This window comes from Wolinella succinogenes DSM 1740 (assembly GCF_000196135.1).
Classification (GTDB): Bacteria; Campylobacterota; Campylobacteria; order Campylobacterales; family Helicobacteraceae; genus Wolinella; species Wolinella succinogenes.
This window is the reverse complement of sequence record NC_005090.1, coordinates 1,271,459-1,296,759: the sequence shown is the minus strand read 5'-3', so window position 1 is coordinate 1,296,759 and position 25,301 is coordinate 1,271,459. Positions and strand designations below refer to the sequence as shown.

Sequence of the window (25,301 nt, the reverse complement as noted above, 5' to 3'; positions counted from 1 at the left end):
TCAAATATCCAATAGAGTGTAGAGTGGAGCGAGATTGGAGACCTTTTTGGCCCCTCCCAGCTCTTCTAAATTCAGGAGGAAGCAAGCCTCCACACAGTGACCTTTGGCGGATTGGATCAGCTTCACTGCCGCCTCAGCCGTCCCGCCTGTAGCGATGAGATCATCGATGAGGAGGACTCGGCTTCCCTCTTTTTCTCTAAAAGCATCGATATGAATCTCCACCTCATCAAAGCCGTACTCCAGCGAGTATTTCTCGGCGATAGTGGTGGAGGGGAGCTTCCCTTTTTTCCGAATAGGGACGAAGCCGACTTCGAGCTTGGCGGCAAGAGCGGCGCCAAAGATGAACCCGCGCGATTCGATACCCGCGACGTAATCAAGCTCAAAACGGGCGTAACGATCGGTTAAAAAATCGATCAAAAAGCCAAACGCCTTGGGATCATTGAGGAGGGTGGTGATATCTTTGAATTGGATTCCGGGCTTGGGAAAGTCAGGAATGTTACGGATAGAGTCAAGCAAAAACTGCTTTTGATTCTCATCGAGGACGGACATAAAAACTCCTTAAGGCCAGATGCAATTCTAGAGGAGAGCTTCGATTTTCTGCTCTAGATCTTTGATGCGGCTTTTGTATTTTTCACTCTCGATTCGGTATTGGGAGTTGCGCTGCTTGAGCAGTTTAACTTCGTTGCGTAACGAGGTGATTTCATCGGTTAGAATATCAATGTTTCCAAGGGCTCGCTGGAGCTGGAGCTGATGCTTTCGGATGAGAATCTCTGCCTCTTGTAGAGTGAGTTTCATCACGGCGCTACTCTTCTCCTCCTTTTGGGCGACACTCTTATAGAAAAAGGTTTTAATCAGCATGAAAAGGACAAAGAGGATAAGACTGGAGACGACGAACCACTCAAGAAACATAGAATCCTACTCTTGTTCGATTTTGCCGATGCGGCAGGCGTGACGACCCCCCTCAAACGGGGTGCTAAGAAAAGCCTCTAGAATCGAATCGACCACGCCCAGCCCGACCACACGCTCTCCCATGCAGAGGACATTGGCGTCATTGTGCATTCGGGTGAGGGTGGCGGTGTAGGCATCATGACACAAGGCGGCACGGATTCCTTTGTGGCGGTTGGCGGTGATACTCATGCCAATCCCTGTCCCACAGATTAAGATCCCTGCGCTCTCTCTGTTCTCTAAAACCTTTTGGCAGAGCTCGTGGGCGTAGTCAGGATAGTCAACTCTATCGGCGCTCGCAGGTCCTAGGTCGATCACCTCGTGGCCTTTTTGGCGGATGAACTCTTTGACATGATCTTTAATGGAGAATCCAGCGTGATCAGTGGCGATGAAGTAGGTCAAAACTCAATCCTTCGTGTCGTTAAAGTCGGGTCAATTATAGCAAAAAACCATAAATTAGCCTCACGGGGTAGAAGAACCATTGGGAGAGCGGGGTGGCCAAAATGGCCACTAGGATGATCATCCCATAGGGTTCTAGCTGGCCAAAAAGGCGGGGAAGGCTCATGAAGCGATACTTGAGACATCCGTAAGCAAGGGCTCTAGAGCCATCAAGCGGAGGGATAGGCCAAAGGTTGAAGACTCCCAAGACAACATTATAGAGGGTGAGCTGGAGCAAAAAGAGGGCAACGATCGCGCCAAAGAACTCTTCGGTATTGACGATCCCAAGAAGCAAGACCGAGAGAATCGCTAGGGCAAAGTTATAGGCTATGCCTGCAAGAGAGACGGCGATTCCTGCGTTGTATCCTCCATTTTTGAGCACCACATAAGAGTCCACAGGCACAGGCTTGGCCCAGCCAAAGAGAAAAGGAGCGCCTGATATATAGAGGAGTCCGGGCACCAAAATCGAGCCAATGGGATCAATGTGAACCAAGGGATTGATGCTCAATCGACCTGCATTTTTGGCGGTGAAATCCCCATAGCGATAGGCGACATAGCCGTGCATGATCTCATGCCCAATAATCGCTACCAAGAGGGCGAGGATGAGGGTGATGATCTGATAGAGGGGGTCGATTCCTTTGATCTCTATCACAAGGCCTCCTTGGCTTTAGCGTCTCGTAGCTCGTCTTCTAAAGTTTCGATGCTTTTGCCGATTCGATTCCAGCGGATTTTGTAATCTTCATCCCAGCTAAAATAGACAAACCAAGGCTTGCCGACGACATTTTTATAGGGCACGCTTCCCCAGAATCGGGAATCGTTGGAGTTGTCTCGATTGTCTCCCATCATAAAGAAGTGATCTTTTTCGACTTTGTGATAGAAAAATATCTCTCCTTCTGCGCTTCTGTGGGCGCTCATGAAGAGTTGATTGGCGCTAGCGTAGTGGAGCATTTGGGCGAAGGCGTTCATTGTTTTTTTCTCATAGTGGACGCCCGAATGTTCGCTCAAATAGGGATCATAGACGAAGAGCTTCCCAAAGAAATGGCGCGTTTTGACTCCTTTGTAGCGCTCATGGATATAGGCGTCTCCCTCGATGGGGCGAAAATAGAACCCTTCCTCGGCGTAGATCACCTCATCTCCCTCTTTGGCTACGCAGCGCTTCACATAGTGAATCGTGTCTTGCAAGGGGAATCGAAAGATGACAATATCGCCTCTTTTGGGTCGATCGCCCTCGATGAGGTGGCCGTTGTCGTTAAAATCGGGAAGCACCTTCCACTCTAGCCAAGGGAGTCTTGGGGTGGGGGTGCCATAGGCGAATTTTTTCACAAAGAGATTGTCCCCGATGAGCATGGTGCCAATCATGCTTCCGCTTGGAATCACAAAGGCTTGGGCGACAAAGAAGATGATTCCAAGGACGATAATAAGGGTTCCCGTCCAGCTGTTGGCAAAGTCGTAGAGTTTTTTGAACCATTTCATGATTGGGGTGTTTCCTGTCGAGTTTTGGCGGCTTTGAGCGTATTTTCTAAAAGAGAAGCGATGGTCATGGGGCCCACGCCTCCGGGAACGGGGGTGATGTAGGAGCATTTAGGCGCGACGGAGGCAAAATCCACATCACCCACGAGGGAGCCATCCTCAAGACGATTGATACCAATATCGATCACCACCGCCCCCTTTTTCACCATCGATTCGGTGATGAGGTTGGGTTTGCCCACGCCCACGCAGAGGATATCGGCGTTTTGGGTGTGAGAGGCGAGGTCTTTGGTGTAGATGTGGCAGAGGGTGGTGGTGGCGTTGGCGTTGAGCAGGAGTGAGGCCATGGGTTTGCCCACGATATTGCTTGCGCCCACGATCACAGCGTTTTTACCTTGGGGGTCAATCCCATATTTTTGGAGCAGTCGCATCACTCCCATGGGGGTAGCAGGGGCGAATCCGCCAAGATTGGAGGTGAGCCTGCCCACATTTTGGGGATGGAATCCATCGACATCTTTGTGGGGGGCGATCGCCTCAAGCACTTTGGCGGTGTTGATGTGTTTGGGTAGGGGGAGCTGGACTAAGATTCCATCAATATTGGGGTCATTGTTGAGAATCGAAATGGCATTGAGGAGCTGTGATTCGGTGGTGCTCTCTGGCATCTCGTGTGTGATGGAGTAGATTCCTGCGCGTTTGCAGGCTTTGGCTTTCATGTTCACATAGGCTTGGCTGGCCGGATCGCTGCCGACTAGGATCACCGCCAATCCCGGAGTAACTCCTCTAGAGGAGGTGAGAATCATGACCTCTTCTTTGACTTTGGCTTCAATCTCCAAAGAGAGGGCTTTGCCATCGAGCAGTTGCATTTATCGCCTTTAAAAGTGAAGTCGGGTATTATAGGGGAAACTCTATTTTTTTTACTTTAAGGGTGGGCATGAGGCTTGCGTGGTGGTGGCTCTTTCCTGTGATGTTGAGTGCGGAGAGCAGTTTTATCACACCCTTTGAATATGGCAAGATGCTCTATGAAAACCCTAGGGGAATTGGCTGTGTTCATTGTCACGGCAAAGAGGGCGAGGGCTCCATCATCGCCCAATACCAGCATAAAGGCAAGCTCAAACCGCTCATCGCTCCCCCTATTAATGAGCTCTCCTATGAGCGATTCTCCCAAGCGACCCTCAAAGAGAACAAGGTGATGCCAAAGTATCATCTCGAAGATTCGGAACTGCAGGCGATCTATCGCTATTTGCAAGAGATGAAGCGCTACAAAAGCACCCCTCCTCTCCCCAAAAAGCAGAAATAGACAACACTCCCTAGCTGATTTTGCGCTTTTCGCTCCAAACATAGATGAATTTGATCAGCATCGTGAAGAGGATTCCCTCCATGAGAGCGGCGATCACAAAGGCGTAATACTCCATTTGAGTGATGGCTCCTAGCTGGATTCCAAGCGTGGCAGTGGCGACAAGGAAGGTGAGTGGCATGGAGTCGCTTAGGGCAAAGAGCAGGGTGTTTCGCGCGCTTTTAAAGTAATTTCCATAAGCGATGGAGGCGGCGATGAGTCGAATCGTGATCATGGAGAGCGTCACAAAGAGCGCGTGGCTTAGGAGCTGAGGGTTTTGGATGATAAGATGAATGTCAAGCGTGGAGCCGACATAGACGAAAAAGAGGGGGACAAGAAAGCCAAATCCAAAATCGTGAAGCTTCTCAGGAAGCTCTTTTTTGTATTGAAAAAAGGTCGCCAAGAACATTCCCGCCAAAAAGGCGCCAAGCACCACATCAAGCTCTAAGTACAAGACGATTCCAATCATCACGAAAAAGAGCATCATACTGAATCGAATGTCTTGATTCATTGAATTTTCATGAGGCACCAAAAGAAGCTTGAGCGAAGGAAACCACCAAAAGATGATCTTGGCGAATCGAAAGAGGATGATGATCACAAGCAAAAAGATGAGGAGCACGGCGAGAGTCTTGTAGAGGTCAATGGTCATGCCAAAAGAGTAGGCACCATTGATAATCACGAGGGCAGCGATGCTGATAAGCTCTCCGATGATTCCTATTTTTAGCGCCAGATTGAGCCAAGGTTGTTGCTTTCCATAGTCTTGGATGAGCGCCATGATCATGCCAAGCGACATGACGGGAAAAGCGACAATGTAGATCGCGGGAAGCTCCATGTAAAAGACGAGGGTGAGGGTGAGGGTGTAGAGCACGCCAAAGTAGATGGCGGCCTTTTTGAGTAGTTCCTTCCCGAGGGTGAGAAAACTTTTGAGGTCCACCTCCATTCCTGCCAAAAACATAAGGTATAAAAAACCAATTTTCGCTACAATCTTTAGAGCATCAGAATGTTCAATGACACCCATGTAGAAAGCCGCCATTCCAAGCAGTATCTCCACGACCACTAGCGGAATTCTGGAGAGAGCACTGACAAAGGGAGAGATGACTATGAGGACAGAGATGATTCCAAAAACGATTAGATTTTCCATGGATAAAGCGACCACCCCTTGGAGCAAAACTTCAAAAGAGGAGTTTACCAAAGTTCCTCTTTTGACTTCTTTGGATTGCTCCTATAGGGGGAAAACCCTATGGTAAAGGAGAATCGATGGCTCTTTGTGCTGGCTTTTTGGGGTTATACGATGGGGATTTTGATCTACATGGCCTTCTCCTACCAGAGCACCAAAGAGAGCATTTTAGAAGGAATCGATCGCAATCTTCACACGGCTGCGAGCGCGATTCCCAAAATTTTGGCGGAAGATTTTCATGATCGTGCTTACGGGGCAGGGTCGATTTCAGCCGAAGAGGATGAGCGTAATATCGTTCGATTGACGCAATATGCGCGTGCCAATGGACTTCATTTCCTCTACACCGTGATCAAAGAGGGAGAGGATTATTACCTCACCACGAGCAGTCGCTCCCAAGAAGAGGAGCGACTGGGTAATTATGTGCAATATTTTGAGCTCTACAATGACGCCAGCTCCAAGCTCAAAGCCGCTTTAGGGAATCGGGAGCGAGGAGTGGATGAGTATGAGGATCGATGGGGAAGCTTCAGGACGATTTTTATCCCCCAAGTGAGTCCTGGAGGGCGCGTCTATCTGGCCTGCGCTGAGGTGGATGTAGCCTATGTGAAAAAGGCGCTCTCCCACCAGCTCTACAGAGTTTTTGGCGAAGGGGGATTTTTGATCCTCATTGCGCTTTGGGTTTTTCGAATTTTTCATGGAGAGAGCGATCGTCAAAATAAAATCATCAAAAACTTGATTGATACGACCGATGATTTGATCTTTTATAAAGGGGTTGATGGGCGCTATTTGGGGGCAAATAAGGCCTTTTGCGACTTTTTTGGCAAGGAGAGCATGGAGGGGCTGAGCGATGCAGATATTTTGGATGCAGAGCAGCTACGACTCACTCAAAAGAGCGACGAAGAGGTGGTGCGCTTCAGAAAAAATATCCGTTTGGAGTATGGCGGAGGGCATCCTTTGAGGGGAAGATTCTTCTTCTCTATCACCAAGAGCCCCATTCTTTTGCGAGGCAAGGTGGTGGGAATCTTAGGAATTGCTAGGGATTTCACTAGAGAGAAACTTCTAGAGGAGAATCGTCTAGAGCTCAACCGCCATCTAGAGAGCCGTGTGCAAGAGGAGATTCGCAAGAATCTTGAAAACGAGCAGATGCTCATCCAGCAGAGCAAGATGGCGGCGATGGGCGAAATGGTGGGCAATATTGCTCATCAGTGGCGCCAACCCCTCAATGTGCTAGGGATGATTCTCTATCAGCTAAAAGAAGAATCAAATGAGGGAAAACTCACTCAAAGCTCGGTTGAGGGGGTTTATCAGGAGAGTCGGCGTATTATTCAGCTGATGTCTAAGACAATTGATGATTTTCGGGATTTTTTCCGTCCTCAGCGCCAGCGCAAAAGGCGCTCAATTAAAGAGATGGTCACTTCGACGATTCGCATTTTGGACGCCTCTTTGGCCTATCATGGAATTGAGTGCAAGGTGGAGATCCCGCCTCATTTGGAGATCTCTTGCGTGGAGGGAGATTTCACCCAAGTGATTCTCAATCTCATTGGCAATGCTAGAGACGCGATTCAATCCAACTGTCCGCCTCAAAAAATTATCCACATCCAAGGCTATGAATCAGAAGGAGCGATCTGTTTGGAGGTGAGCGATAGCGGGGGAGGGATTCCTTTGGAGGTCGCTAAGAGAGTTTTTGAGCCCTACTTCACCACCAAAAAAGAGGGAACGGGTGTGGGGCTTTATATGAGTCAAGTCATTTTGAAAAAGCATCTTCAAGGGGAGATTGAGCTGGTTGATCCAGAGTGTGCGAAGTTTCGCTTGAAATTTTTTCCTTCTAAGGAGGCATGAAAATGGAGAGAGAGGTAGCCCTAAAGATTTTGATTGTTGAAGATGATACGGATGCGAGAGAGTGGCTTAGCACGATCATCTCGAACCATTTTCCTGAAGTCTGGAGCGCGGGGGATGGCGAAGAGGGAGAGAGGCTTTTTGGGTTGCACGCCCCTGATGTGATCATCACTGATATTCGAATGCCAAAGCTTGGGGGGCTGGAGATGCTAGATCGCATCAAAGCCGGTGGAGCCAAGCCTTATGTCATCGTCATTAGCGCTTTTAGTGAGATGAAATACTTCATTAAAGCCATCGAGCTTGGGGTTCATCTCTTCCTTCCTAAACCCATTGAACCTGGACGGCTGATGGAGACTCTAGAGGATTTCAGGCATATCAAGCTTGCCAAGCTCAAAAAAGAGGAGGCAGAGCAAGAGAGAATCCGTTCGCTTCTCTTTGAATCCAAAAAAGAGCTTATTCGCCTTATCGCTCATCATTGGCGCCAACCTCTCAATGTCATTAGTATCACCGCCGAAAATATTAAGCTCAATTTGGATGAGAGGGGTATTGAGGGGCATGAAGACACCCATCATCTTGCGGATAAAATCGTGACCGAATCGCTCCGCCTCTCTCGTGTCATCTCTCGATTCTCAGATACATTTTTTGCCAAAGAGGAGGTGGGGCGTCACTTTGGGCTTCACACGGTTTTAAAAGATGCCTTTGAGATTGCGGAACCTTTGGCGCAGGAGGCGAGATGTCTCTTAGAAATCGAAGGGAATGATGAGGTGATTTTTGGGCTCAAAGGGATGCTGGTGCAGATATTGCTGGAGGTCTTTAAGGCCATCATGGCGTTGTGCGATCAGGTGAATCGAGGAGAGCTATTGGTGCGGGTGGTTTGCGAGAGTTTTGAGGGCGAGGTGAAGATTTGGATGGCGGATGTGGCTTGTGCGGGGAGGTGCTGGAGTGAGGTGATGTTCGAGCCTTTTGCGGGAGGCTTTGAGGAGAAGCGCCGCGATATGGAGCTTTTTGTGGCTCAGCATCTTTTGCGGCGCTACTTTGATGGGATGATCAAGATCGTGGACCGAGGGGAGATTCGGGGTTTGGAGATTACGCTGAGCAGGAATCCCAAAAAATTCAACTCGCCGTTAGCTTGAAAGCCCTACAATCGCGCCAATCTATTTAGGGTTTAAAAAATATATAAAAAATAAAATTCAGCACAAGGAAAGTCAATGAATAGACCCATTCCTAATGATCATGAGCGGGTTTTTGAAGCGAGTGAGATTGTTGTATCCAAAACCGACACCAAAGGGCGAATCACCTATGGGAACGACCTCTTTATCGAGCTCTCCGGATATAAAGAGCTAGAGCTTTTGGGGGCGCATCACAATATCGTGCGTCATCCTGATATGCCTAGAGTCATTTTTAAATTTTTATGGGATTACATCAAAAAAGGCGAAGAGATCAACGCTTACGTGAAGAATCTATCCAAAGATGGCTCCTATTACTGGGTGCTTGCCAATGTCACCCCCTCTTTTGATCACAAGAATCAAGTGGTGGGATACTACTCCGTGCGGCGCAAGCCAAAGGTTGAAGCCTTGGGGGTAATCAAGCCTCTTTACAAACAGCTCCTTGAGATCGAGAAGAGCCAAGGGATGGAGGGCTCTGAGCGCCATTTGCAAGAGATTTTAAAACAACAAGGGAAAAGTTATGAAGAATACATCCTATCTCTCTAATGCTCTAGGGCTTGGTTGGCTCCTCATTGCTCTCTTGGTGATTGGCGATGTGGTGCAGGCGTGGTTGATAGGATTCCATTGGATCGCTTTCACAGGATTTTTGGTCTCTATCATAGCGGTGGGATTGCTACTCTATCAGTTGCAAAGAATGCGCTTCTGTATCGAGAAGGTCAAGGCGGTGATGGATGAAGCGGCCAAGGGGAATTTTGAGCCGCGAGTCACGCACATCAAAGATTTCGGAACCGTAGGCAGTATCGCTCGAAGCTCTAACAACCTTTTGGATCAGGTGGAGACCTTCATCAGGGAGAGCGACACGGCCATTCGTTACGCTAGCCAGAATCGATTCTTTCGAAAGTTTATGGTCGAAGGGATGAACCCGACCTTTGCTAGAGAGGGGAGTAAGACCAACCAAACCGTTGAGGTGATGCGCCAAAACCACCTTAATGCCCTCAAAGAAGGGGTTGCCTCGGAGCTTTATGAGGTTAATCAGAACAAAGAGCAGCTAGGGCATCTCCAAAAAAGCTTCATGAGAAGCGTGGACAAGCTTGAAGAGATCGCCAAGGGCGTGGAGGGGGCCGCTAAAGAATCAGGCGGAAGAATCGGTGAGATTCAGCAGGTGGTCGATAGTCTCCACTCCCTCACTGAGCTCATCGCCTCCAATAAAGAGGCGACCAAAATGCTTCTCAATCGCTCCTCGGAGATCAACTCTATCATCAATCTCATCAACGACATTTCCGAGCAGACCAACCTCCTCGCTCTCAATGCTGCCATTGAGGCCGCTAGGGCGGGAGAGCATGGAAGAGGATTTGCCGTGGTGGCTGAAGAGGTGAGAAAGCTGGCCGAAAAGACCCAAAAGGCCACGGGAGAGATTCGCGCCTCCATTCAGATTCTTCAGCAAGATAGCGGAGATATTCACACCAATTCTGAAGAGATGAATGAGGTGATTGAGCGCTTCAATGTGATCATGCGAGATTTTGAACAGACGCTTCGAGGTCTCAACGATACGACCGTGGATGTCAATCACTCCATCCAAGATATTAAGAGTCGAATCTTTCTTAATCTCGTCATGGTCGATCATGTTGTCTTTAAAGATAATGCCTATCATGCCGCCACGACAGGTAATCTTGAGGGGGTTTTGGTCAACCATCATGAGTGTCGATTTGGGCATTGGTATGATGAAGAGGGCAAGGGGCTTTATGGCGATACGCCAAGCTATCCCCTCATCAAAGAGCCGCACAAGATCGTCCATCAGAGGGCGATTGAGGCGGTGGAGTGCGTGACGAAAAAGGTATGCGATTCTCTCTCGATGGTCAATAAGTTCAAGGAGGTAGAAGCTGCCAGTGCACAACTCTTTGATCTCATGGAGAAGATGATTGATGAGAAGGCGCAAAGGCGCTAAGGCTCAAATTCAGTCATGAATCTTCGATAGGAGAGGGGAAGAAGAGAGCGCTGGAGATTCTCGTTTCTCCTCTCTGGAATCGTGGCGCTCTCCAAGAAAAGCCTCCAGCGCTCTTCCCATGTTCCTTTCTTCTCTTCATTCTCCTTTTTGGTAACGCTCACCCCTGTTTTGATCGTCCTCCTTCCTTGTGAGTAGAAAAAAGCACTTCCCCTAGCCTCATCATGAAGGATGAACGATTCTTGACCCATTCTTTGAGCGAAGTGATCCCCTAGGGGCTCTAAGATTAGATATTGAGGGGCAAAAGCGGCATAGAGCCATCCCGCCTCCTTCTCTTTAAAACGCAAAAAACCTATGTAGCGATGGATTTCTCGATGGATGGCCCTGTGAAGGCGCTCTAGATTTCTCACGCAAGGGATATTTGGATTTTGGAGGAATTTGGGCTCTTTAAAGCCTAAAATCACAAAAGAGAGCATCTCTAAAAAGGGGGGTGAGGGGGCGAGAAAAGCGTCTCTAAGGAGGGAGATGCTCTTTGAATCAAAGCGCGCTAGAATCGCTTTCCACACCTTTTGCGCCACCTCCTCCTCTCCTATGATCTCCCGCTCACCCCATAAAGAGCCTTCTATTTTGCCTCTCCTCTCTTTGAGGGTGTGAATCGCCTCAGGCATGAGGGCGTGTCGATAGAGGTGATCAATTAAGGTCAAAAAACTCACCTCATCCCCTTGGATTCTAAAGATCATAACTCACCACTTAGCGCAGGATTGAGATGGTAAAAATCAAAAAGAGTGGGGCGCACCAAAGGGGTCTTGGAGAGAGAGCGCAACTCTTGGCGAAGGCGAGATTCTTCAAGCTTGAAAGGAGAGAGAGGTTTGCCTTGGAGGGCTAGGAAATAGCGCGCCTTTTTGAGAGAGATTCCTAGGCGCTTCAGATCGCTCTCATAAAGTCGGCCAAAACGCCTCGCTCTAAGTAGGGCGAGTGTGCTTTTCACGCCAATTCCCGGAACTCGCAAGAGCATCTCCTTGGGGGCGTAGTGTGGATCAAGAGGGAAGAGGTGGAGGTTTTCAAGTGCCCAAAGGGTCTTTGGGTCAAAATCAAGACCGAGATTGAGGCGGGTTGTGGAGAAGAGCTCCCTAGCGTTAAATCCATAGAATCGCAGAAGCCAATCCGCTTGATAGAGTCGATGTTCGCGCTGAAGGAGAGTTTGGGGAGAGGTGATGAGGGGGAGACGCGAATCGTGGGTGGTGGGGGTGAAGGCGGAGTAGTAGACGCGCGAAAGAAGCCTTCTTGAGTAGAGTGCTTCTGAGGTCGCAAGAATCTCCGCGTCGCTCTCAGGACTAGCGCCAATGATCATCTGGGTGCTCGCCTTGGGGGTGGAGAGTGATTGGTTTTTTTGAAGCAATAAAAAGGGGGAGAGGACATCGCTCTTCTCTTTTTGGGGGGCGAGAAGGGCGAGAGAGCGACTAGTAGGAAGCTCGATATTGGAACTCACTCGATCCGCGAGTCTGTAGAGCTTGTGGATGAGTTCGCTAGAGCTACCAGGGATAATTTTGGCGTGGATGTAGCCCTTGAATTGATGGGTGTGGCGCAGAAGCTCTAGGGTAAGGATGATCTCTTGCATGGTTTCATCAGGACTTTTAAAAATTCCAGAACTTAGAAAAAGCCCCTCAATATAGTTACGACGATAGAACTCTATCGTGAGAGAGGCAATCTCTTCGGGAGAGAATTTGGCCTTGGGGCGATCCATCGAGGCGCGATTGATGCAGTAGGCACAATCATAGATGCAGTGATTGGTGAGAAGAATCTTTAATAACGAGACGCAGCGCCCATCGCTAGTGAAGCTGTGGCAGACACCAGCGGGCAAGCTAGAGGGGCTTTTGCCTCCAGAGCTAGCGCACGAGACGTCATATTTGGCCGAATCAGATAGGAGGGCGAGTTTCTCTTCTAGGGTCATGGAGGGATTCTATCCCTCTAGGCTAGAGCCTCTCTATAATATTGCAAAATGCAATCTATAAAACTACTTCTCTAAAAAGCGGAATCGCTTGAGTTCATCAAGTGAAGAGATGGCCAGCTGGCTCACCTCTGTCGCTATCCCATCCGTCTTATCCGCCACACTGGCATTTTGTTGAGTTACGGTATCAAGTTGGGCAATAGCCTCATTGATCTGAGTGATTCCTTGGGCTTGCTCTTTAATGCTCTCTCCCATCTCATTAATCGATTGAACTAGAACATTGGTATTAGCCTCTATCTCTCCTAAAGACTTCTGAGTCCTCTCCGCTAGCTTTCTCACTTCATCGGCAACGACTGCAAATCCTCTTCCATGCTCTCCTGCTCTTGCAGCTTCAATGGCAGCATTTAGAGCCAGTAGGTTGGTTTGATCGGCAATGTCTCTAATGATTCCAATCACCCCTTTAATCTCTTCAGACTGTTTGATCACCTCAGAGGTTCTATCATTGACACTATGCATAGAGCTACTCATCTCTTCAATAGCGGCGGCACTCTGCTGAAGGCTAGCTGCCTGTTCATTGCTACCTTGAGAGAGGGTTTGCATTGATTCTTTAAGGAGTTTGGCTTTTTGGTCGAGGAGCTTGGAGGAGGCGATATTCTCTTCTAGCAAGGAAGAGATCTCTCTAGCGATCTTTTCAATGCTCTTCTCCATTTCGCTTTGGGCCTCAGGTGGAAATACGGAGAAGTCATAGCGAGAGAAGGCATGGAGGTTTTCTAGCAGCACTCGTGCATCGGCGCCGATTTTTTGACGAAGGGTGGCGACCATCTCATTGAGCAGCGCTTTAAGCTCTAAGAGTTGAGGATGGCTGGGGGTGGCCTTGATCTCTCCTGTGAGACGCCCCTCTTTGATCTCTTGAACCATCAAAATTGCATCTTTGACGCAAGAGCGATCCTGGGAGAGGTTTTTAAGGGTGGTCTCTACATTCTCGTTAATGAGACGCGCCATCACCCCAAATTCATCCTCTCCTTTGATGGAGAGAGGAGGGCAGGTGTCGCTTTTGTGATGGAGCAGGTCAAAGAATCGTTGCAATCCGCCCTGAAGCGCTCCAATGGGGCTCAGCATCCTTCCTAGAAGCCAGTAGAGGGCAGCTATTCCAAACAGGATAAACAAGACACCCATGACGATAGAGTTTTGAAGTTGTCGGTCGAGATGTTTAGCGTGTTCATCTAGGGGTAAAGAAGAGCAAAAGAGCCAGCCTTGAGAGCCAAGGGGGGCACAAGAGGCAATGCGCTCCACTCCTTTATCGTTGTAGTGCCACGGGGTTTGAGGGTGAGCGCTTAGGTGGGCAGGAAGCTCATTGTAGGGGGCGAGAGACTGCATGAGGAGAGCGCTGTCGGGGTGAACAAGGAGACGATTCTCTTGATCGAGAACAAAAGAGTAGTGTGAAGGGGAACCTTGAAGTTTTAGAATCTCTTTTTGGAGATTTTCCAAAGAGAGATCTGAGGCCACCACCCCAAGAAGGGCGTTGTCTTGATAGAGGGGGGTGAAAAAGGAGATGGCCATTTTGTTCCCCGTGGAGGTGATATAGGCCTTGGTGATTCCAGCGCTTTTACGCTCTTTGGCCTCCTTGTACCATGAACGAGTGCGGGGATCGTATCCATCTTTGGGAAGCTGGTGGCGACCATTGGATCGAATCATTCGTCCATCCTCTTCAAATCCAACAAAGACAAGGTCAAAACCGCCACTTTTTTCGATGGTCTTAAGGGTTTCATGGATTCTTGCCTCATCGCTTCTGGATTGAGGATGGATGAAACCCGCTAGACCTTGGACGACACGAAGCTTTTCTTGGAAGTAGTTTTCAATAAAGAGCGCTCCGCTCTTGGCGCTTTGATTTTGAGCGGAGTGATTGAGTTCGTTGATGGTTTGAGAGGCTTGGAAGTGGTTGGCGCCTGAGAAGAGCAAGGCACACAAAACCAGTAAGTATAGAGAGAATTAGCGTGACCTTGGAGCCTACACCAAGTGAAGCAAATCGTTTCATCAGCAAGCCTTTGGAGGAGTTTTTGAAGTTATAAGCGATTTGTATGACAAAAAAATGACAAGCTAAGGGTGCGCCAAGAGAAGTCTTGGCACAGAGGCGTTAGGCTTTAAGGTCTAAAACGGTGCCAAGCACATCATGGTAGGTTTTGATGGTCTGGGCGTTAGCCTCGATTCCCCGTTCGGCGATCATTTGTTCAGGGAGCTCTTTGGCAAGATCGGTAGCTCCCTCGCCTTTGGAGCTATTGGCGGTGATTCCTTGAGTGGGGCTCTCCTCTAAATTGGTTTGGAGCGCCCCAAACCCTTGGGTGTTGACATTGGCAACATTGTGAGAAGAGTTGTTCATCCAAGAGCTATGGGCTTGGATAGAAGAGGCGTTGATTTGCATGGCGTCCTCCTTTTTGGGTGGGCTTTTTAAAGAGCCTTTGGGGTATCATAGCACTTTTTCGTCAGTTTATTATAAAGAAAATCTCTTTATCAAGGATAGAGTTTGCTTGGTTCGCTTTTGCAAGGAATTTTGCTAGGATTGGGGGCGGCGGTGCCTCTTGGCCCCATCAATGTTCTTATTATGAACACCGCCCTAAGTAGCGCTAGAAGTGCTTTTGGAGTTGGATTTGGTGCGATGTTGGCCGATCTCACCTATTTAGGAGTGACTCTTCTTGGATTCCATCTCTTTTTGGAATCGCTCCTCATTCAAGAGATTCTATCCCTTCTTGGAGGGGCATTTCTCCTTTATCTTTCGCTGCTGCTTTATAAGGGACGAAATCAGAGCATCCAAGAGCGATCACAAAAGCATCACCCTTTCTTCAAAAGTCTAGCCAAGGGCTATCTCCTCACTCTCTCTAATCCCTACACGATCGCTTTTTGGCTCTCTGTCGCCTCTTTGACCGCTTCACCCAAATATCAAGGGCAGTGGCTGATTGTAGGATTAGTGATAGCGATTTTGTGCTGGATCACCTTTTTGCCCTTTTTGATTTACAAAACCAAACACCTCATCTCTCCTCGAATTTCGGCCTTTTTTAGCCTTTTTTCAGCGGGAGTGATGGCTTGGTTTGGTTTGACGCTTTGGGTGGGGGTGCTAAGCCGGTGGCTTTAAGAGGGAAAACCCCTCTTATTTGCAACGATAGGTGACTTGGGCGCTAATGGGGAGATCCTCCTCTTGCACTAGAGGCACTCCGGGCTCAATGGCAGAGCTCTCCATTGAATCGCCACTTTTGAGTCTAGCGCTCATGACTCTTGGGGTCATTGAGGGAGTCGAATCAAACTCAACCCCGATGAGCGAACACTTTTTGAGGGCAATTTGGGAATATTCCTTGGCCTTATCAAGTGCCAAAGCCAAGATCTTCTCATAGGCCGCCTCTTTGGCCATGGCTATATCTTCAGAGCTCAAGGTGGCGCTTAGTGAGGGGACAGAAAAGAGAAGGAATCCGCTGCCTGAGGCCATCTTGTCGATGTCATTGATGAGCGCGTTAAAGCGAGCGATCTCTTCGTTTTTAAGGGTGCAAGAGAGATTTAAAAAGAGCTGGTGTCCGATGAGCTTTTGACGACCCTCGTTGAACTCATAAAGAGGGTCAATGGAGTAGCTGCCCCCTTTGCAAAACTTCTCTTTAGAGACGCGATCAAGAATCTGATTGAGTGCTTGGGTGATTTGAGCTTTTTCAGCCGAAGTGAGGTCGGGCTTGTTTCGCAGGTATTCGCTCGCTCTGAGGCTTGGGCTAGAGAGATAGCGACTAGGGGTGACCTTCTCTTGGAGGGAGATTTCTCGTGAGAGAGTGAAGCCCTCAAGGCTCTCTTCGGATTTAGCCAACGAGAAAGAGAAAAAGAGGAGAAGGGAGAGGAGGATGATTCGCATAGGAGCTCCTTTGGAACTTTATTTTTTCCTAGTATAGCACAATCAAAAAATTCGATAGAATATCAACTTTGCTCGCTAAAACTATAAAAATTATAAACAAAAAATAACGATTATCAAATGAGAACCTTGCTGTGAAACTTCTATCTTCTCTTCCTTCAATCTTGAAAACCTTTCTTTGGAGTGCCTTGGTGGGCGCCTCGCTAGCGCTTCTTGTCTATCTCTATCTGCAACAAGAGCGCTCCAGAGCGTTTGATTTAGCGGTTCAAAAAGAGATAGAGCTTCAGCAGCTCTCCTTGGAAACGATGGTGGAGTTTCATCGTCAAATGAGCGAGAGCTACTTCAAGGCATTCATTGAGCCCCAAGCTTATCTGAGCCGTTTTCCTGAGCTTCTCTCCTTGGATGAGAGAAAATCTCTTTCGGCTAGATTGGCATTGAGCCAAGAGATCACCCCGCTTTATGAGCTGCTTCAAGGAAGAGGAATCGATAATGTTGGGTTCTTTTCGCCCGATAATCGCATCATTTTTCGCGCGCATCTTCCTGAGATTGCAGGAGAGAGGATTCCTCAAGCCTCTATTTTGGGCGAGCTCAATCAAACCCTTCTTCCGCAACATAGCTTTGTGGTCGGCACCACCACGGTGGGGTACAAGAGTCTTTTCCCTTTGATGGAAGGGGAAAAGCACATAGGAAGCGTGGAGCTCGGGCTCTCTTTTAAATCAATCCTTCGCAAGCTTGCCGCTACTCAGGCGGACAAGGAGCTCTTCGTCATCTTTAAGCGAGGCGAGAGGATGGAGAGATTGCTTAAAAATACCCGCTACAAGAGCTTTGGGAGTGCTTTTGGTTCTGAGTGGTTTTTGCTAGAGGAGTTTGGAGAGGCGAATCGGCTGGGAGAGTATATTGAGATGACTGAGCGTCTCAAAAGCCCCAATCCTACCCCTATTTTGCTTAGCCAAGAGCTCTCCGTGGGGCAGGTGATGGAAGATGAATCGGGCTTTTTGGTGGTGGTCGCTACGCCCATCAAGGAGTATTCAGGAGAGGTGTTTGCTCAGCTTGTGACAATCGCTAAGGCGCCTAGTTTGGCAGTTCTGGATGAGTATTATCGTCATCTTTTAAGAGCGGTGCAGGCGGTTCTCCTTCTTTTGGTCTTGGGAGCGGTTTGGTTTTTTCACTCAAAGAATCAGGAAAAAAGGCGCCAGAGGCGCTGGGAGCTTGTCTCTTCCAAGATGACAGAGGGGCTTTTGTTGCTTGATGCCCAAGGTTCAACCACCTATGCCAACCCCAAGGCATGCGAGATGCTCGGCTACACCAAAGAGGAGCTTGTAGGAGAGAATTCTCATGAGCTTTTCCACTCTCATCAGGGAAATCGCTATTTAAGAGGTGCGGACTGCCCTATCCTTCGCACGATCAAAAAGGGAATCTCCTATGAGGGCAGGGAGATGTTTAGGCGAAAAAATGGAGTTTTGTTTGTCGTTTCTGTTTCAAGCTACCTCTTGGAGGAGTGCGAAGGTGAAAAGAGTGCGGTGGTGATCTTTAAGGATATCACTGAAAAGGTGAGGGTTGAAAACCTCATGACACTCCAGCAGAATCTCTCCAAGCGCCTAGAAAAGATCGCTAATAACCTTTTGGGGTTCTTCTTTGAATATCTCTTTTTGGATAGAGGAGGCGAGAGCTTTCCCTATGTGAGTGCGGGATCAGAGAGGCTTTTGGGTTTGAGGGCTCACGAGCTAGAGCAAAATTCCCTTCTTTTTTGGGAGAGAATCGAGGAGGGGGACAGGGAGAGGCTGCGCGAGATATTCAGTCATGCCGCTCAAAATCTCACCGCGCCGCATAATCGGTTTCGTATTTGGGGGGTAGGGGGAGAGTATCGATGGATCGAGGTGAATGCTGCCCCTCAGAAAGAGGAGGGAGCAGTGAGGTGGTATGGCTATGTGAGGGATATCACCGAGCGTCATCTCATTGAAGAATCGCTCAAAGAGAGCCAGCAGAGATGGGAGTTTGCACTGGAGGGTTCAGGGGATGGAATCTGGGATTGGGGGGTGATGGAGGATAGACTCTTCTTGTCCGCTCGATTGCAAGAGATGTTTGGCTATGCTCGGGGCGAGATGGGCGAGAGTATGGAGCAGGCCTCCAGTTTTATCCTCAAAGAGGATAGAGCGCGTGTCTTATCGACCCTCTATCGATTCCTCAAAGAGGGAGAGGGGCAATACGCGGATGAGTTTCGCGTGAATTGTAAGGAGGGAGGTTATCGCTGGATTTTCTCCAGGGGCATGGTGGTGAAGCGAAATGCCCAAGGGGAAGCGGCTCGCATGATTGGAATCTTTACGGATATCACCGAGCACAAGCAGATGGAGGAGGCGCTGAGTGATTTCAATCAGATTCTTGGGCAAGAGGTCGAATATGAGCTAGGCAAGCGCTTAGAGAGCGAGAAGAGCTTCAGGATTCTCTTTGAGAAGAGTCCTGAAGGATTCTTGATTCTTGATGGGGGTGGAAATATCCTAGAGGCCAATCCTGCAGCCCTAGGGATGCTTGGTGAAGAGATGGAAGCACTGCAGGGGAGAGGGGTTTTTGAACTTCTCCAAGGTGAAAAAATTCCTCTCAAAGAGGAGGAGATGAATCAAAAGATTGAGAGAATCTATGAGAATCGCCTAGGGCAAGAGGTGCTCTTGGAGACGATTCTTATCCCTGCGCAAGTTGAGGGCAAAGCAAGGATTTTTGCAATTTGGCGCGATGTGACGGAGGTGAGAAGTCTGGAGCGCGCAAGGGAGAGAGAGCAGGCTTACCTTATTCAGCAGTCCAAACAAGCGGAGCTTGGTAGCATGATCGGAGCCATCACGCATCAATGGAAACAGCCACTCAATGTCCTCTCGATTCTGATTCAGAGCCTTGAGTTGGATGCCAAGGAGGAGGCGCTCCAGAAGGAGTTGGTGCTCAAGGATTGCCAAAAGATGGTCGAGATGGTCAATTTCATGGCCACCACTATGGAGGATTTTAAAAACTTCTTTAAGCCGTCCAAAGAGAAAGAGTTTTTTCTCCTCTCCAAAGCCATTGGTTCGGTGGGGAATCTTGTTCATGGGGAGTTTGCCAAAGCGGGCATTGAGTTTAAAATCAAAGGAGAGCTAGGGGTGATCGCCTTTGGTTATAGCGGAGAGTTTAAGCAAGTGGTGCTCAACATCCTCAATAATGCCAGGGATGTCTTTTTGGAGCGTCAAACCCAAGAGCCGCGCCTTTGGGTGGAGATCACCAAAGGATCCAAGGAGGTGGTGGCGTGCTTTAGGGATAACGGAGGAGGCATTGCGCCTGAGTTGCTTCCAGAGAAGATTTTTGAGCCCTTTAGTTCGACCAAGGGGGCACGCGGGATGGGCATAGGACTCTCGCTCTCTAGGGTGATTATCGAGGAGAAGATGGGTGGGGTGCTTAAAGCCTACAATGACGATGAGGGTGCGGTTTTTGAGATTGTTTTACCCATGGGTGAGGCGATTGCCTAAGGGGCGCCTTTTTAAGCCTCTTTAGGTAAAATATTCCTTTCCCGTGGCTCTCGGTTGGGGGCTAAACCTATCGGGAATGGAGTTAAAAAATGAGAAAGATCATCGGAACGATTGCCCTAGCATTCGTCGCTGTGGTTGCCTTTTCAGGTTTTGGAATTTTTGGTGGCAAATATAACATGATTAGCGCCGAAGAGACGGCTACGCTCATTCGTGAGAGCAAGCCTGTGAGCCTTGTGGACATTCAAGTGGAAAAAGAGTTTGACGCTGAGCACCTCAAAGGCGCGATTCCCACTTATGCCTATCCCGTCAAAAGTGATGAGGAGAGAGCCAAGCTAGATAGTGCTATTGCAAAACTTGGAAAAGATGAGCCTATTGTCATTGTCTGCCCTAGAGGCGGTGGGGGCGCAGAGAAAGCCTACGATTATATGATGAGTAAGGGAATCGCCAAAGAGCGACTCTTTATCCTCACTAAAGGACAACAAGGCTGGCCACGCGATAAAATCACCGATGTTCTTGTAAAGCCCTAGTTTTCGGCAATCACTACGACATCGTAAGAGCGCGTATAGAGATCAAAGCAGACCTCTATACGACAGCTCTCTTTCAAGCTTTTTTTCCAACCATCAAAGATGCAGTGAATCTTCATAATCTGCTCTCTAGAAATATCCGCTGTATTAACCCCAAGCCCCTCTAGCACCTCATAAAATCTCGCCGTCAAGAGCTTTGAGCGCTCTTCCTGTGCCTCAATCTGATCGCTTTGCGTCTCCATTCTTTGCCCTTTTTGGATGCAAAATCACTCTCCTATCATAGCAGAAACCAGAGACGATCAAGAGGGGGTGAATTCAAAGAGTGTGATCTCAGCCCTAGAGAGGAATCGCATGGGAGGGCCCCAAAAGCCTGTGCCTGGATTGACATAGAGTCTAGTTTGGGGCGAGAGCTCATAGAGCCCTTGGAGATAGGTTTGATCCAGCCTCACCAAAAGCCCAAAAGGGGCGATTTGGCCCCCATGGGTGTGGCCTGAGAGGATGAGATCGACAGGATAGCCTAGGGCTTCTTTGGCAAATTTGGGTTGATGAGCGAGGAGAATCGTGGGAAGCGAGGGGTCGATTCCATAGAGGGCTTGTTCTAAATCAGGTTCCAAAAAGCCGATTCTTCGTCCAAAGAGGTCATGCACACCAGCAATATTGACCAGCCCCTCAATCGTGCGAGAATCGTTTTCTAAGACAACAATTCCCATCTCCCTTAGGAAATCCATTGTTTTTTGGATGCCGTGGAAAAATTCATGATTCCCGCTCACAAAATAGATTCCTAGGGGCGCTTGAAGGGCTTTGAGCTTTTCTAGGGGTGTGCGAATCTGTTCGCACGAGGCATCAGTAATATCACCCGTGAGAAAGATCATGTCGGGCTTGAGGGCGTTGATTCTCTCTCCAAGTGCCTCCATGTAGTGCTCTTCGATCAATCCTCCAATATGCAGATCGCTAAGCTGGATGGCTCGAAAGGATTGAGGCAGGCGAGGGAGCTTTAAGGAGAGCTTCACCACCTCTGGAGGCAACCTTCCCTCGATGAGCGAAGCGGTGCTATATCCTGTCAAAAAGAGTCCACTAGCGTATCCCAAGCTTTTTTTGAGTGCGAGGCGTCTAGAGGGTTTTAAGGGCAAAAAGAGCAAAGGAGTGAAGAGGAGCCAAAGCAAAAGAGTCACCAAAAGAATGAAGCCAAGCCCTATGGAGAGTGAAAAGATAAAGTAGAGCGCGGGTGGAGTCGTGATAAAATAGCGCGATAAAAGATACCCAAGGACGCAGAGGAGATTGAACCCAAGGATGATTCTGGCCACTTGGCGGCTTCTTGGATGTTCAAAGAGGAGGCGTGACCCTACCTTGTAGGCCAAATAGTGGATGAGCGTAAAGCTCCCTAGAAGCAAAAGAGGAAAGAGTATTTTGATCATTGAGCAACAGGCCTTGGGTTAAAAGTCGATCCATTGTATCTTATTTAAGGAGTCTTTTTTGAGTGTTCGTTCGATTCTTTTTGTCTGTCTGGGAAATATCTGCCGCTCTCCGCTAGCCGAAGGGATCGCTAGAAATCTAGCGGAATATGAGGGGGTGGAGCTAGAGCTTGATTCGGCAGGCACGGGTGCGTGGCATAGGGGGGAGCTTCCTTGTGAGGGCTCGGTGCGGATTGCTCAAAAAAGAGGAGTGGATATCTCGATGCTTAGAGCAAGGCAGGTGAGGGAAGAGGATGCGAGCCGTTTTGATCTTATCATTGCGATGGATCAAAACAATCTTTCCGATTTGAAGCGATTTGGCTTTCCTCAGGAGAAACTCTTTTTGTTAGGAGAGTTTGGATTGGCAGGGCAGGATATTCCCGACCCCTACCACTACCGCGGAGAAGAGGGGTTTGAGAAGGTTTTTGAGATGATTGAGGAGGGGGTGAAAACTCTTTTAAAGAATCATGGACTGCTTCGCCTATAGCGAGGGGATGGCTTGACGAATCGCCTCGATTCGCTTGGAATCGCTAGGGTGGGTGGAGAGGAAATCGCTCCCCTTGCCTCCCCCTTGATTTGCCCGCATCTTCTCCCAAAAGGTGAGGGCAGCGCTTGGATTGTAGCCTGCGCGCTTCATGAGGAGGAGACCGATTCTATCCGCCTCTAGCTCTTGGGTGCGGCTATAGGGAAGCATCACTCCGACATTCATACCCACTCCATAGGCGGTGTCAAAGAGCTTTTTGCTCTGAGGTTGCTTCATGTCTAGAGCGATTCCGATGAGATTCCGCCCTAGCTCGCTCGCCATTGAGACGCTAAGCCGCTCCGCCCCGTGACGAGCGATAGCGTGTGCGATCTCATGCCCCATGACCACAGCAAGCTCATCATCGCTCTCTACTAGGGTGAGGATTCCCGTATAGACAAAGACTTTGCCCCCGGGGAGGCAAAAGGCATTGATGCTTGGATCTTCGATGAGGTGAAATTCCCACGCAAAGTCACTCTGCTCGGCAACTCTAGCGATTTTGGTTCCCACCTCCATCACACGCCTGGTGGCTTGCATATTAGAGCTTTTTTTGGAATTTTTGAGAATCTCTTCGCTCGCCTCCCTTCCCATTTTGAGCTCCTCTTTTTTGTCGATGAGCATGAGCTGAGAACGCGAAGTGTAGGGGTTGGAGGTGACACAACCGCCAAGAAGAAGGAGTAGGAGAGAAGAGAGGAGGAGGGCTCTCACAAGGAAATCCTTTTAGAGGAAAAGTTTCCAGTAGCTTAGCGCAATGGCACTGACAATCAAGACGCCTGCGATGTTGAGCAAGAATCCAAATCTTGCCATTTCAGAGACCTTGAGGTCGCCCCCAGAGATGGCGATGGCGTTGGGGGGAGTGGCGATGGGGAGCATGAAGGCATAGCTGGTGCAGATGGTCGCGGTGATCATGATGAGCTCCTCTTCCAGGGGGAAATCAAGTGTGTGTACCGCCGCATAGACAATAGGAAGGAGAATCGAGATGAGGGCGGTGTTGCTTAGTATCTCGGTAGCAAAAATAGCAAACGTTGCCACCGCCAAGACGATGAGAATAATGGGCAGGGCACTGACATGCTCTAGGGCTTTAGAAACACTCTGGGCGAGCCCTGTGTCAGAGAAGGCGCTTGCAATACAGAATCCTGCCCCAAAGAGGAACATGATCTCATAGGGAATCTTTTTGCTGTCCTTCCACTCCAAAAAGCCAATTTTGGGGACAAACATCAGCATCCCAAATCCTAGCAAAATAGCGTTTTCATTGAGTCCTAATCCTGAGTAGAAGGGCTTGATGGGGGAATTGACAAAGAGTAGCGTGACAAGAATGCCTAAAATCCAAGTGAGTCTTTTTTGGTGGCGATCAAAGTGAACCTCATGAAATGCCTCAGCATTGAGCGTGTGGTCACCGCTCCTAAAGGAGAGGACATTCACCATGATATAGAGCATCATCATCGTCACGGGGAGCATCATCGCTACCCATGCGGCAAATCCGATAGGATCCATTCCCTGCTTGTCTAGGAAGCCTAAGAGGATGAGGTTGGGTGGGCTTCCAATGGGCGTGGTGATCCCTCCGATGCTAGCGCCAAAAGCCACCGCCAAGAGGAAACGAATCTTTAAGAATCGATCCTCAGAGATAGAGAGGGCTACAGGCAAGAGGAGCAGGGCGGTGGTGGTGTTGGAGAGAATCATACTAAGGCAAGAGGCGGTGATTCCCAAAGAGGCGATGATTCCCCTAGGAGTGTTGGGAAAAGCTTGTAAAAGGCGCTTGGCGATAATCTTGTGCAGTCCTGTCTTCTCTGTGGCTACCGCCAGCATGAATCCCCCCAAGAAGAGATAGATGATGGGATTGGCGTAGTTGGCGGTGGTTTTTTGGATCGAGAGAATCTCAAAAGCGGGAAAGAGGACAATGGGTAAAAGTGAAACGATTCCAAGGGGGAGAGCTTCATTAGTCCAGAGCACGACCATGAAAGCCACCAAAGCCACCAAGAGGGATTGAGCTAGAGGCAAGGAAGCATACTCTGATACCGCAAAAAAAGCCACTATCGCCACAGCCATCCCAATCAGAATCCCTCTCCACTCCCCCATAAAATTCCTTTCCCTATGTTCAGGTTTTGATCCCACCCCCTAGGGGCGTGTTACCCTATTCTACAAAAACCAAGTTTAAACGAGGTTAGGATAAGATTCATTAATATTATTTTCATAAGGTTGTCTTAATTTGCTTTCAAAGCTATTCCTCAAGACGCTCCCCGTTTTAATGGGCTACATCCCGCTGGGGATGGCTTTTGGACTGCTCTATACCCAGCTGGGAACTCCTTGGTATTATGGTCTTTTGATGTCTCTTATTGTCTATGCGGGATCGGGGCAGTTTCTCCTCGTGGCATTGCTTGCCGCTCATGCGGGTTATGCTGAGATCGCCATAGCCACTTTTTTGCTCAACCTCCGCCACCTTTTTTATGGGCTTTCGATCATGGAGGAGACCAAAGGTTTTGGCTGGCGTCGCCACTATATCCGATTCGCCCTCACGGATGAGACTTTCGCGCTTTTAAAGGGGGTGGAGATAGCCCCAAATGAGCGAGAAGAGAGCTTTTTTCTCATGGCGCTTTTGCACCACTTTTATTGGTGTCTTGGGAGTGTCATGGGGATAGCTCTAGGAGAGAGCTCGGGCTTTTCATGGGAAGGAATCGAATTTTCACTCACCGCACTTTTTGTGGTGCTTACCCTTGAGCTTTTTTTGAAAAATCCTTCTAAAAAGCCTTTTTATTTAGCGCTTTTGGTGGGGGTAGGGGGGCTTTTCTTTTTTCCTAGCGCGCATATGCTCATCCTCTCGATTCTCACGGTGGTGGGGTTGCTTTATGGGGGGTATCTTTTGGAGCGACGATCATGAATCATGAATATCTCCTGCTGGCCATTTTAGTGGCGGCTTTAGCAACTTATGTGACGAGAATCCTGGCTTTTTGGCTTTTTGGGCGCTCCAAGCCTTCGTCTTGGCTCCTTTTTTTGCAACAAAATATGCCTTTGGCGATCATGACGATTCTTGTCTTTTATGCGCTCAAAGAGGTCTCATGGAGTGAGAGCTATGGCTGGAGGGAGCTTGGCGGAATCGCTTTGAGTGTGGTGACTCATTTATGGTTTCGCAATGCACTTTTGAGTATATTTTCAGGAGTGCTTTTCTATATGACGGTTCTACATTTATTTTAAGGT

General features: G+C 48.8%; 27 protein-coding genes. 11 read left to right on the top strand and 16 right to left on the bottom strand.

From position 1 onward, the window contains the following. Genes WS_RS06445 through folD form a run of 6 tightly spaced genes read right to left on the bottom strand, consistent with a single transcriptional unit; the run spans nt 1 to nt 3,713 of the window. Nucleotides 1-549: an adenine phosphoribosyltransferase gene (locus WS_RS06445; protein WP_011139207.1), complete on the bottom strand. Its 549-nt coding sequence runs from the start codon at nt 547-549 to the stop codon at nt 1-3. Between the two features lie 27 nt (nt 550-576). Beyond that, nucleotides 577-909: a hypothetical protein gene (locus WS_RS06440; RefSeq protein ID WP_011139206.1), complete on the bottom strand. Its 333-nt coding sequence runs from the start codon at nt 907-909 to the stop codon at nt 577-579. Between the two features lie 6 nt (nt 910-915). Beyond that, complete coding sequence (gene rpiB, locus WS_RS06435; protein ID WP_011139205.1) at nt 916-1,347, bottom strand: ribose 5-phosphate isomerase B; 432 nt, start codon at nt 1,345-1,347, stop codon at nt 916-918. A 34-nt stretch (nt 1,348-1,381) separates the two neighbouring features. Beyond that, entirely contained in the window at nt 1,382-2,035 is a 654-nt protein-coding gene (locus tag WS_RS06430; RefSeq protein ID WP_011139204.1) for a site-2 protease family protein, read from the bottom strand. Beyond that, nucleotides 2,032-2,856, bottom strand: a complete 825-nt coding sequence (gene lepB, locus WS_RS06425; protein ID WP_011139203.1) for a signal peptidase I — start codon at nt 2,854-2,856, stop codon at nt 2,032-2,034. The genes WS_RS06430 and lepB overlap by 4 nt, the downstream gene beginning before the upstream one ends. Further along, a complete protein-coding gene (gene folD, locus WS_RS06420; protein WP_011139202.1) occupies nt 2,853-3,713 on the bottom strand; it encodes a bifunctional methylenetetrahydrofolate dehydrogenase/methenyltetrahydrofolate cyclohydrolase FolD in 861 nt (286 codons plus the stop codon). The genes lepB and folD overlap by 4 nt, the downstream gene beginning before the upstream one ends. A 68-nt stretch (nt 3,714-3,781) precedes the next feature. Between folD and WS_RS06415 the strand changes: the two genes are divergently transcribed. Then, nucleotides 3,782-4,147 (top strand): c-type cytochrome, encoded by a 366-nt coding sequence (locus WS_RS06415; protein WP_041571829.1) that lies wholly within the window; start codon nt 3,782-3,784, stop codon nt 4,145-4,147. 10 nt (nt 4,148-4,157) lie between these two features. Here WS_RS06415 and WS_RS06410 read toward each other — a convergent pair whose 3' ends face one another. Beyond that, a complete protein-coding gene (locus WS_RS06410) occupies nt 4,158-5,324 on the bottom strand; it encodes a cation:proton antiporter (RefSeq protein ID WP_011139200.1) in 1,167 nt (388 codons plus the stop codon). Nucleotides 5,325-5,423: 99 nt separating this feature from the next. Between WS_RS06410 and WS_RS10660 the strand changes: the two genes are divergently transcribed. The 4 genes from WS_RS10660 (at nt 5,424) to WS_RS11240 (ending at nt 10,304) form a co-directional block, all read left to right on the top strand. After that, nucleotides 5,424-7,196: a sensor histidine kinase gene (locus WS_RS10660; RefSeq protein WP_011139199.1), complete on the top strand. Its 1,773-nt coding sequence runs from the start codon at nt 5,424-5,426 to the stop codon at nt 7,194-7,196. Nucleotides 7,197-7,198: 2 nt separating this feature from the next. Next, nucleotides 7,199-8,326, top strand: a complete 1,128-nt coding sequence (locus WS_RS06400) for a response regulator (RefSeq protein WP_041571827.1) — start codon at nt 7,199-7,201, stop codon at nt 8,324-8,326. A 75-nt stretch (nt 8,327-8,401) separates the two neighbouring features. Then, nucleotides 8,402-8,905, top strand: a complete 504-nt coding sequence (locus WS_RS06395; RefSeq protein WP_011139197.1) for a PAS domain-containing protein — start codon at nt 8,402-8,404, stop codon at nt 8,903-8,905. Next, entirely contained in the window at nt 8,880-10,304 is a 1,425-nt protein-coding gene (locus tag WS_RS11240; protein ID WP_011139196.1) for a methyl-accepting chemotaxis protein, read from the top strand. Before WS_RS06395 ends, WS_RS11240 begins: the two co-directional genes overlap by 26 nt. Here the strand turns inward: WS_RS11240 and WS_RS06385 are convergent. The 4 genes from WS_RS06385 to WS_RS06370 form a co-directional block, all read right to left on the bottom strand. Beyond that, nucleotides 10,301-11,014, bottom strand: coding sequence for a TIGR03915 family putative DNA repair protein (locus WS_RS06385; RefSeq protein ID WP_011139195.1), 714 nt, complete (start codon nt 11,012-11,014; stop codon nt 10,301-10,303). The genes WS_RS11240 and WS_RS06385 overlap by 4 nt on opposite strands. A gap of 23 nt (nt 11,015-11,037) precedes the next feature. After that, nucleotides 11,038-12,252 carry a putative DNA modification/repair radical SAM protein gene (locus WS_RS06380; RefSeq protein WP_011139194.1) on the bottom strand — a complete coding sequence of 405 codons (1,215 nt, stop codon included), beginning with the start codon at nt 12,250-12,252 and terminating at the stop codon, nt 11,038-11,040. Nucleotides 12,253-12,315: 63 nt separating this feature from the next. Beyond that, nucleotides 12,316-14,208 carry a methyl-accepting chemotaxis protein gene (locus WS_RS06375; protein ID WP_129545305.1) on the bottom strand — a complete coding sequence of 631 codons (1,893 nt, stop codon included), beginning with the start codon at nt 14,206-14,208 and terminating at the stop codon, nt 12,316-12,318. 175 nt (nt 14,209-14,383) lie between these two features. After that, nucleotides 14,384-14,668, bottom strand: coding sequence for a hypothetical protein (locus tag WS_RS06370; protein ID WP_011139192.1), 285 nt, complete (start codon nt 14,666-14,668; stop codon nt 14,384-14,386). A 102-nt stretch (nt 14,669-14,770) separates the two neighbouring features. On the opposite strand from WS_RS06370, the gene WS_RS06365 reads away from it, so the two are divergent. Next, nucleotides 14,771-15,376, top strand: a complete 606-nt coding sequence (locus WS_RS06365; protein ID WP_011139191.1) for a LysE family translocator — start codon at nt 14,771-14,773, stop codon at nt 15,374-15,376. Between the two features lie 15 nt (nt 15,377-15,391). Here WS_RS06365 and WS_RS06360 read toward each other — a convergent pair whose 3' ends face one another. After that, entirely contained in the window at nt 15,392-16,132 is a 741-nt protein-coding gene (locus WS_RS06360) for an SIMPL domain-containing protein (protein ID WP_011139190.1), read from the bottom strand. 131 nt (nt 16,133-16,263) lie between these two features. Here WS_RS06360 and WS_RS10655 point away from each other — a divergent pair, with 131 nt between their 5' ends. Beyond that, nucleotides 16,264-19,614, top strand: a complete 3,351-nt coding sequence (locus tag WS_RS10655) for a PAS domain-containing sensor histidine kinase (protein ID WP_049770663.1) — start codon at nt 16,264-16,266, stop codon at nt 19,612-19,614. Between the two features lie 89 nt (nt 19,615-19,703). Next, on the top strand, nt 19,704-20,141 hold the full coding sequence (locus WS_RS06350; RefSeq protein ID WP_011139188.1) for a rhodanese-like domain-containing protein: 438 nt from the start codon (nt 19,704-19,706) through the stop codon (nt 20,139-20,141). Here WS_RS06350 and WS_RS06345 read toward each other — a convergent pair. Together WS_RS06345 and WS_RS06340 are read right to left on the bottom strand one after the other, a co-directional pair. Beyond that, complete coding sequence (locus WS_RS06345; RefSeq protein ID WP_011139187.1) at nt 20,138-20,380, bottom strand: hypothetical protein; 243 nt, start codon at nt 20,378-20,380, stop codon at nt 20,138-20,140. The genes WS_RS06350 and WS_RS06345 overlap by 4 nt on opposite strands. A 57-nt stretch (nt 20,381-20,437) precedes the next feature. Continuing rightward, nucleotides 20,438-21,553, bottom strand: coding sequence for a metallophosphoesterase (locus WS_RS06340; RefSeq protein ID WP_011139186.1), 1,116 nt, complete (start codon nt 21,551-21,553; stop codon nt 20,438-20,440). A gap of 58 nt (nt 21,554-21,611) precedes the next feature. Here WS_RS06340 and WS_RS06335 point away from each other — a divergent pair, with 58 nt between their 5' ends. Beyond that, nucleotides 21,612-22,076 (top strand): low molecular weight protein-tyrosine-phosphatase, encoded by a 465-nt coding sequence (locus tag WS_RS06335; RefSeq protein ID WP_011139185.1) that lies wholly within the window; start codon nt 21,612-21,614, stop codon nt 22,074-22,076. Here the strand turns inward: WS_RS06335 and WS_RS06330 are convergent. Both WS_RS06330 and WS_RS06325 read right to left on the bottom strand, forming a co-directional pair. Then, on the bottom strand, nt 22,071-22,817 hold the full coding sequence (locus WS_RS06330; RefSeq protein ID WP_011139184.1) for a M48 family metallopeptidase: 747 nt from the start codon (nt 22,815-22,817) through the stop codon (nt 22,071-22,073). The genes WS_RS06335 and WS_RS06330 overlap by 6 nt on opposite strands. Nucleotides 22,818-22,829: 12 nt before the next feature. Next, nucleotides 22,830-24,185, bottom strand: a complete 1,356-nt coding sequence (locus WS_RS06325) for an SLC13 family permease (RefSeq protein WP_011139183.1) — start codon at nt 24,183-24,185, stop codon at nt 22,830-22,832. Between the two features lie 130 nt (nt 24,186-24,315). On the opposite strand from WS_RS06325, the gene WS_RS06320 reads away from it, so the two are divergent. Then, nucleotides 24,316-24,984: an AzlC family ABC transporter permease gene (locus tag WS_RS06320; protein ID WP_011139182.1), complete on the top strand. Its 669-nt coding sequence runs from the start codon at nt 24,316-24,318 to the stop codon at nt 24,982-24,984. After that, nucleotides 24,981-25,298: a branched-chain amino acid transporter permease gene (locus WS_RS06315; RefSeq protein ID WP_011139181.1), complete on the top strand. Its 318-nt coding sequence runs from the start codon at nt 24,981-24,983 to the stop codon at nt 25,296-25,298. Before WS_RS06320 ends, WS_RS06315 begins: the two co-directional genes overlap by 4 nt. The last annotated feature ends 3 nt before the right edge of the window (nt 25,299-25,301 follow it).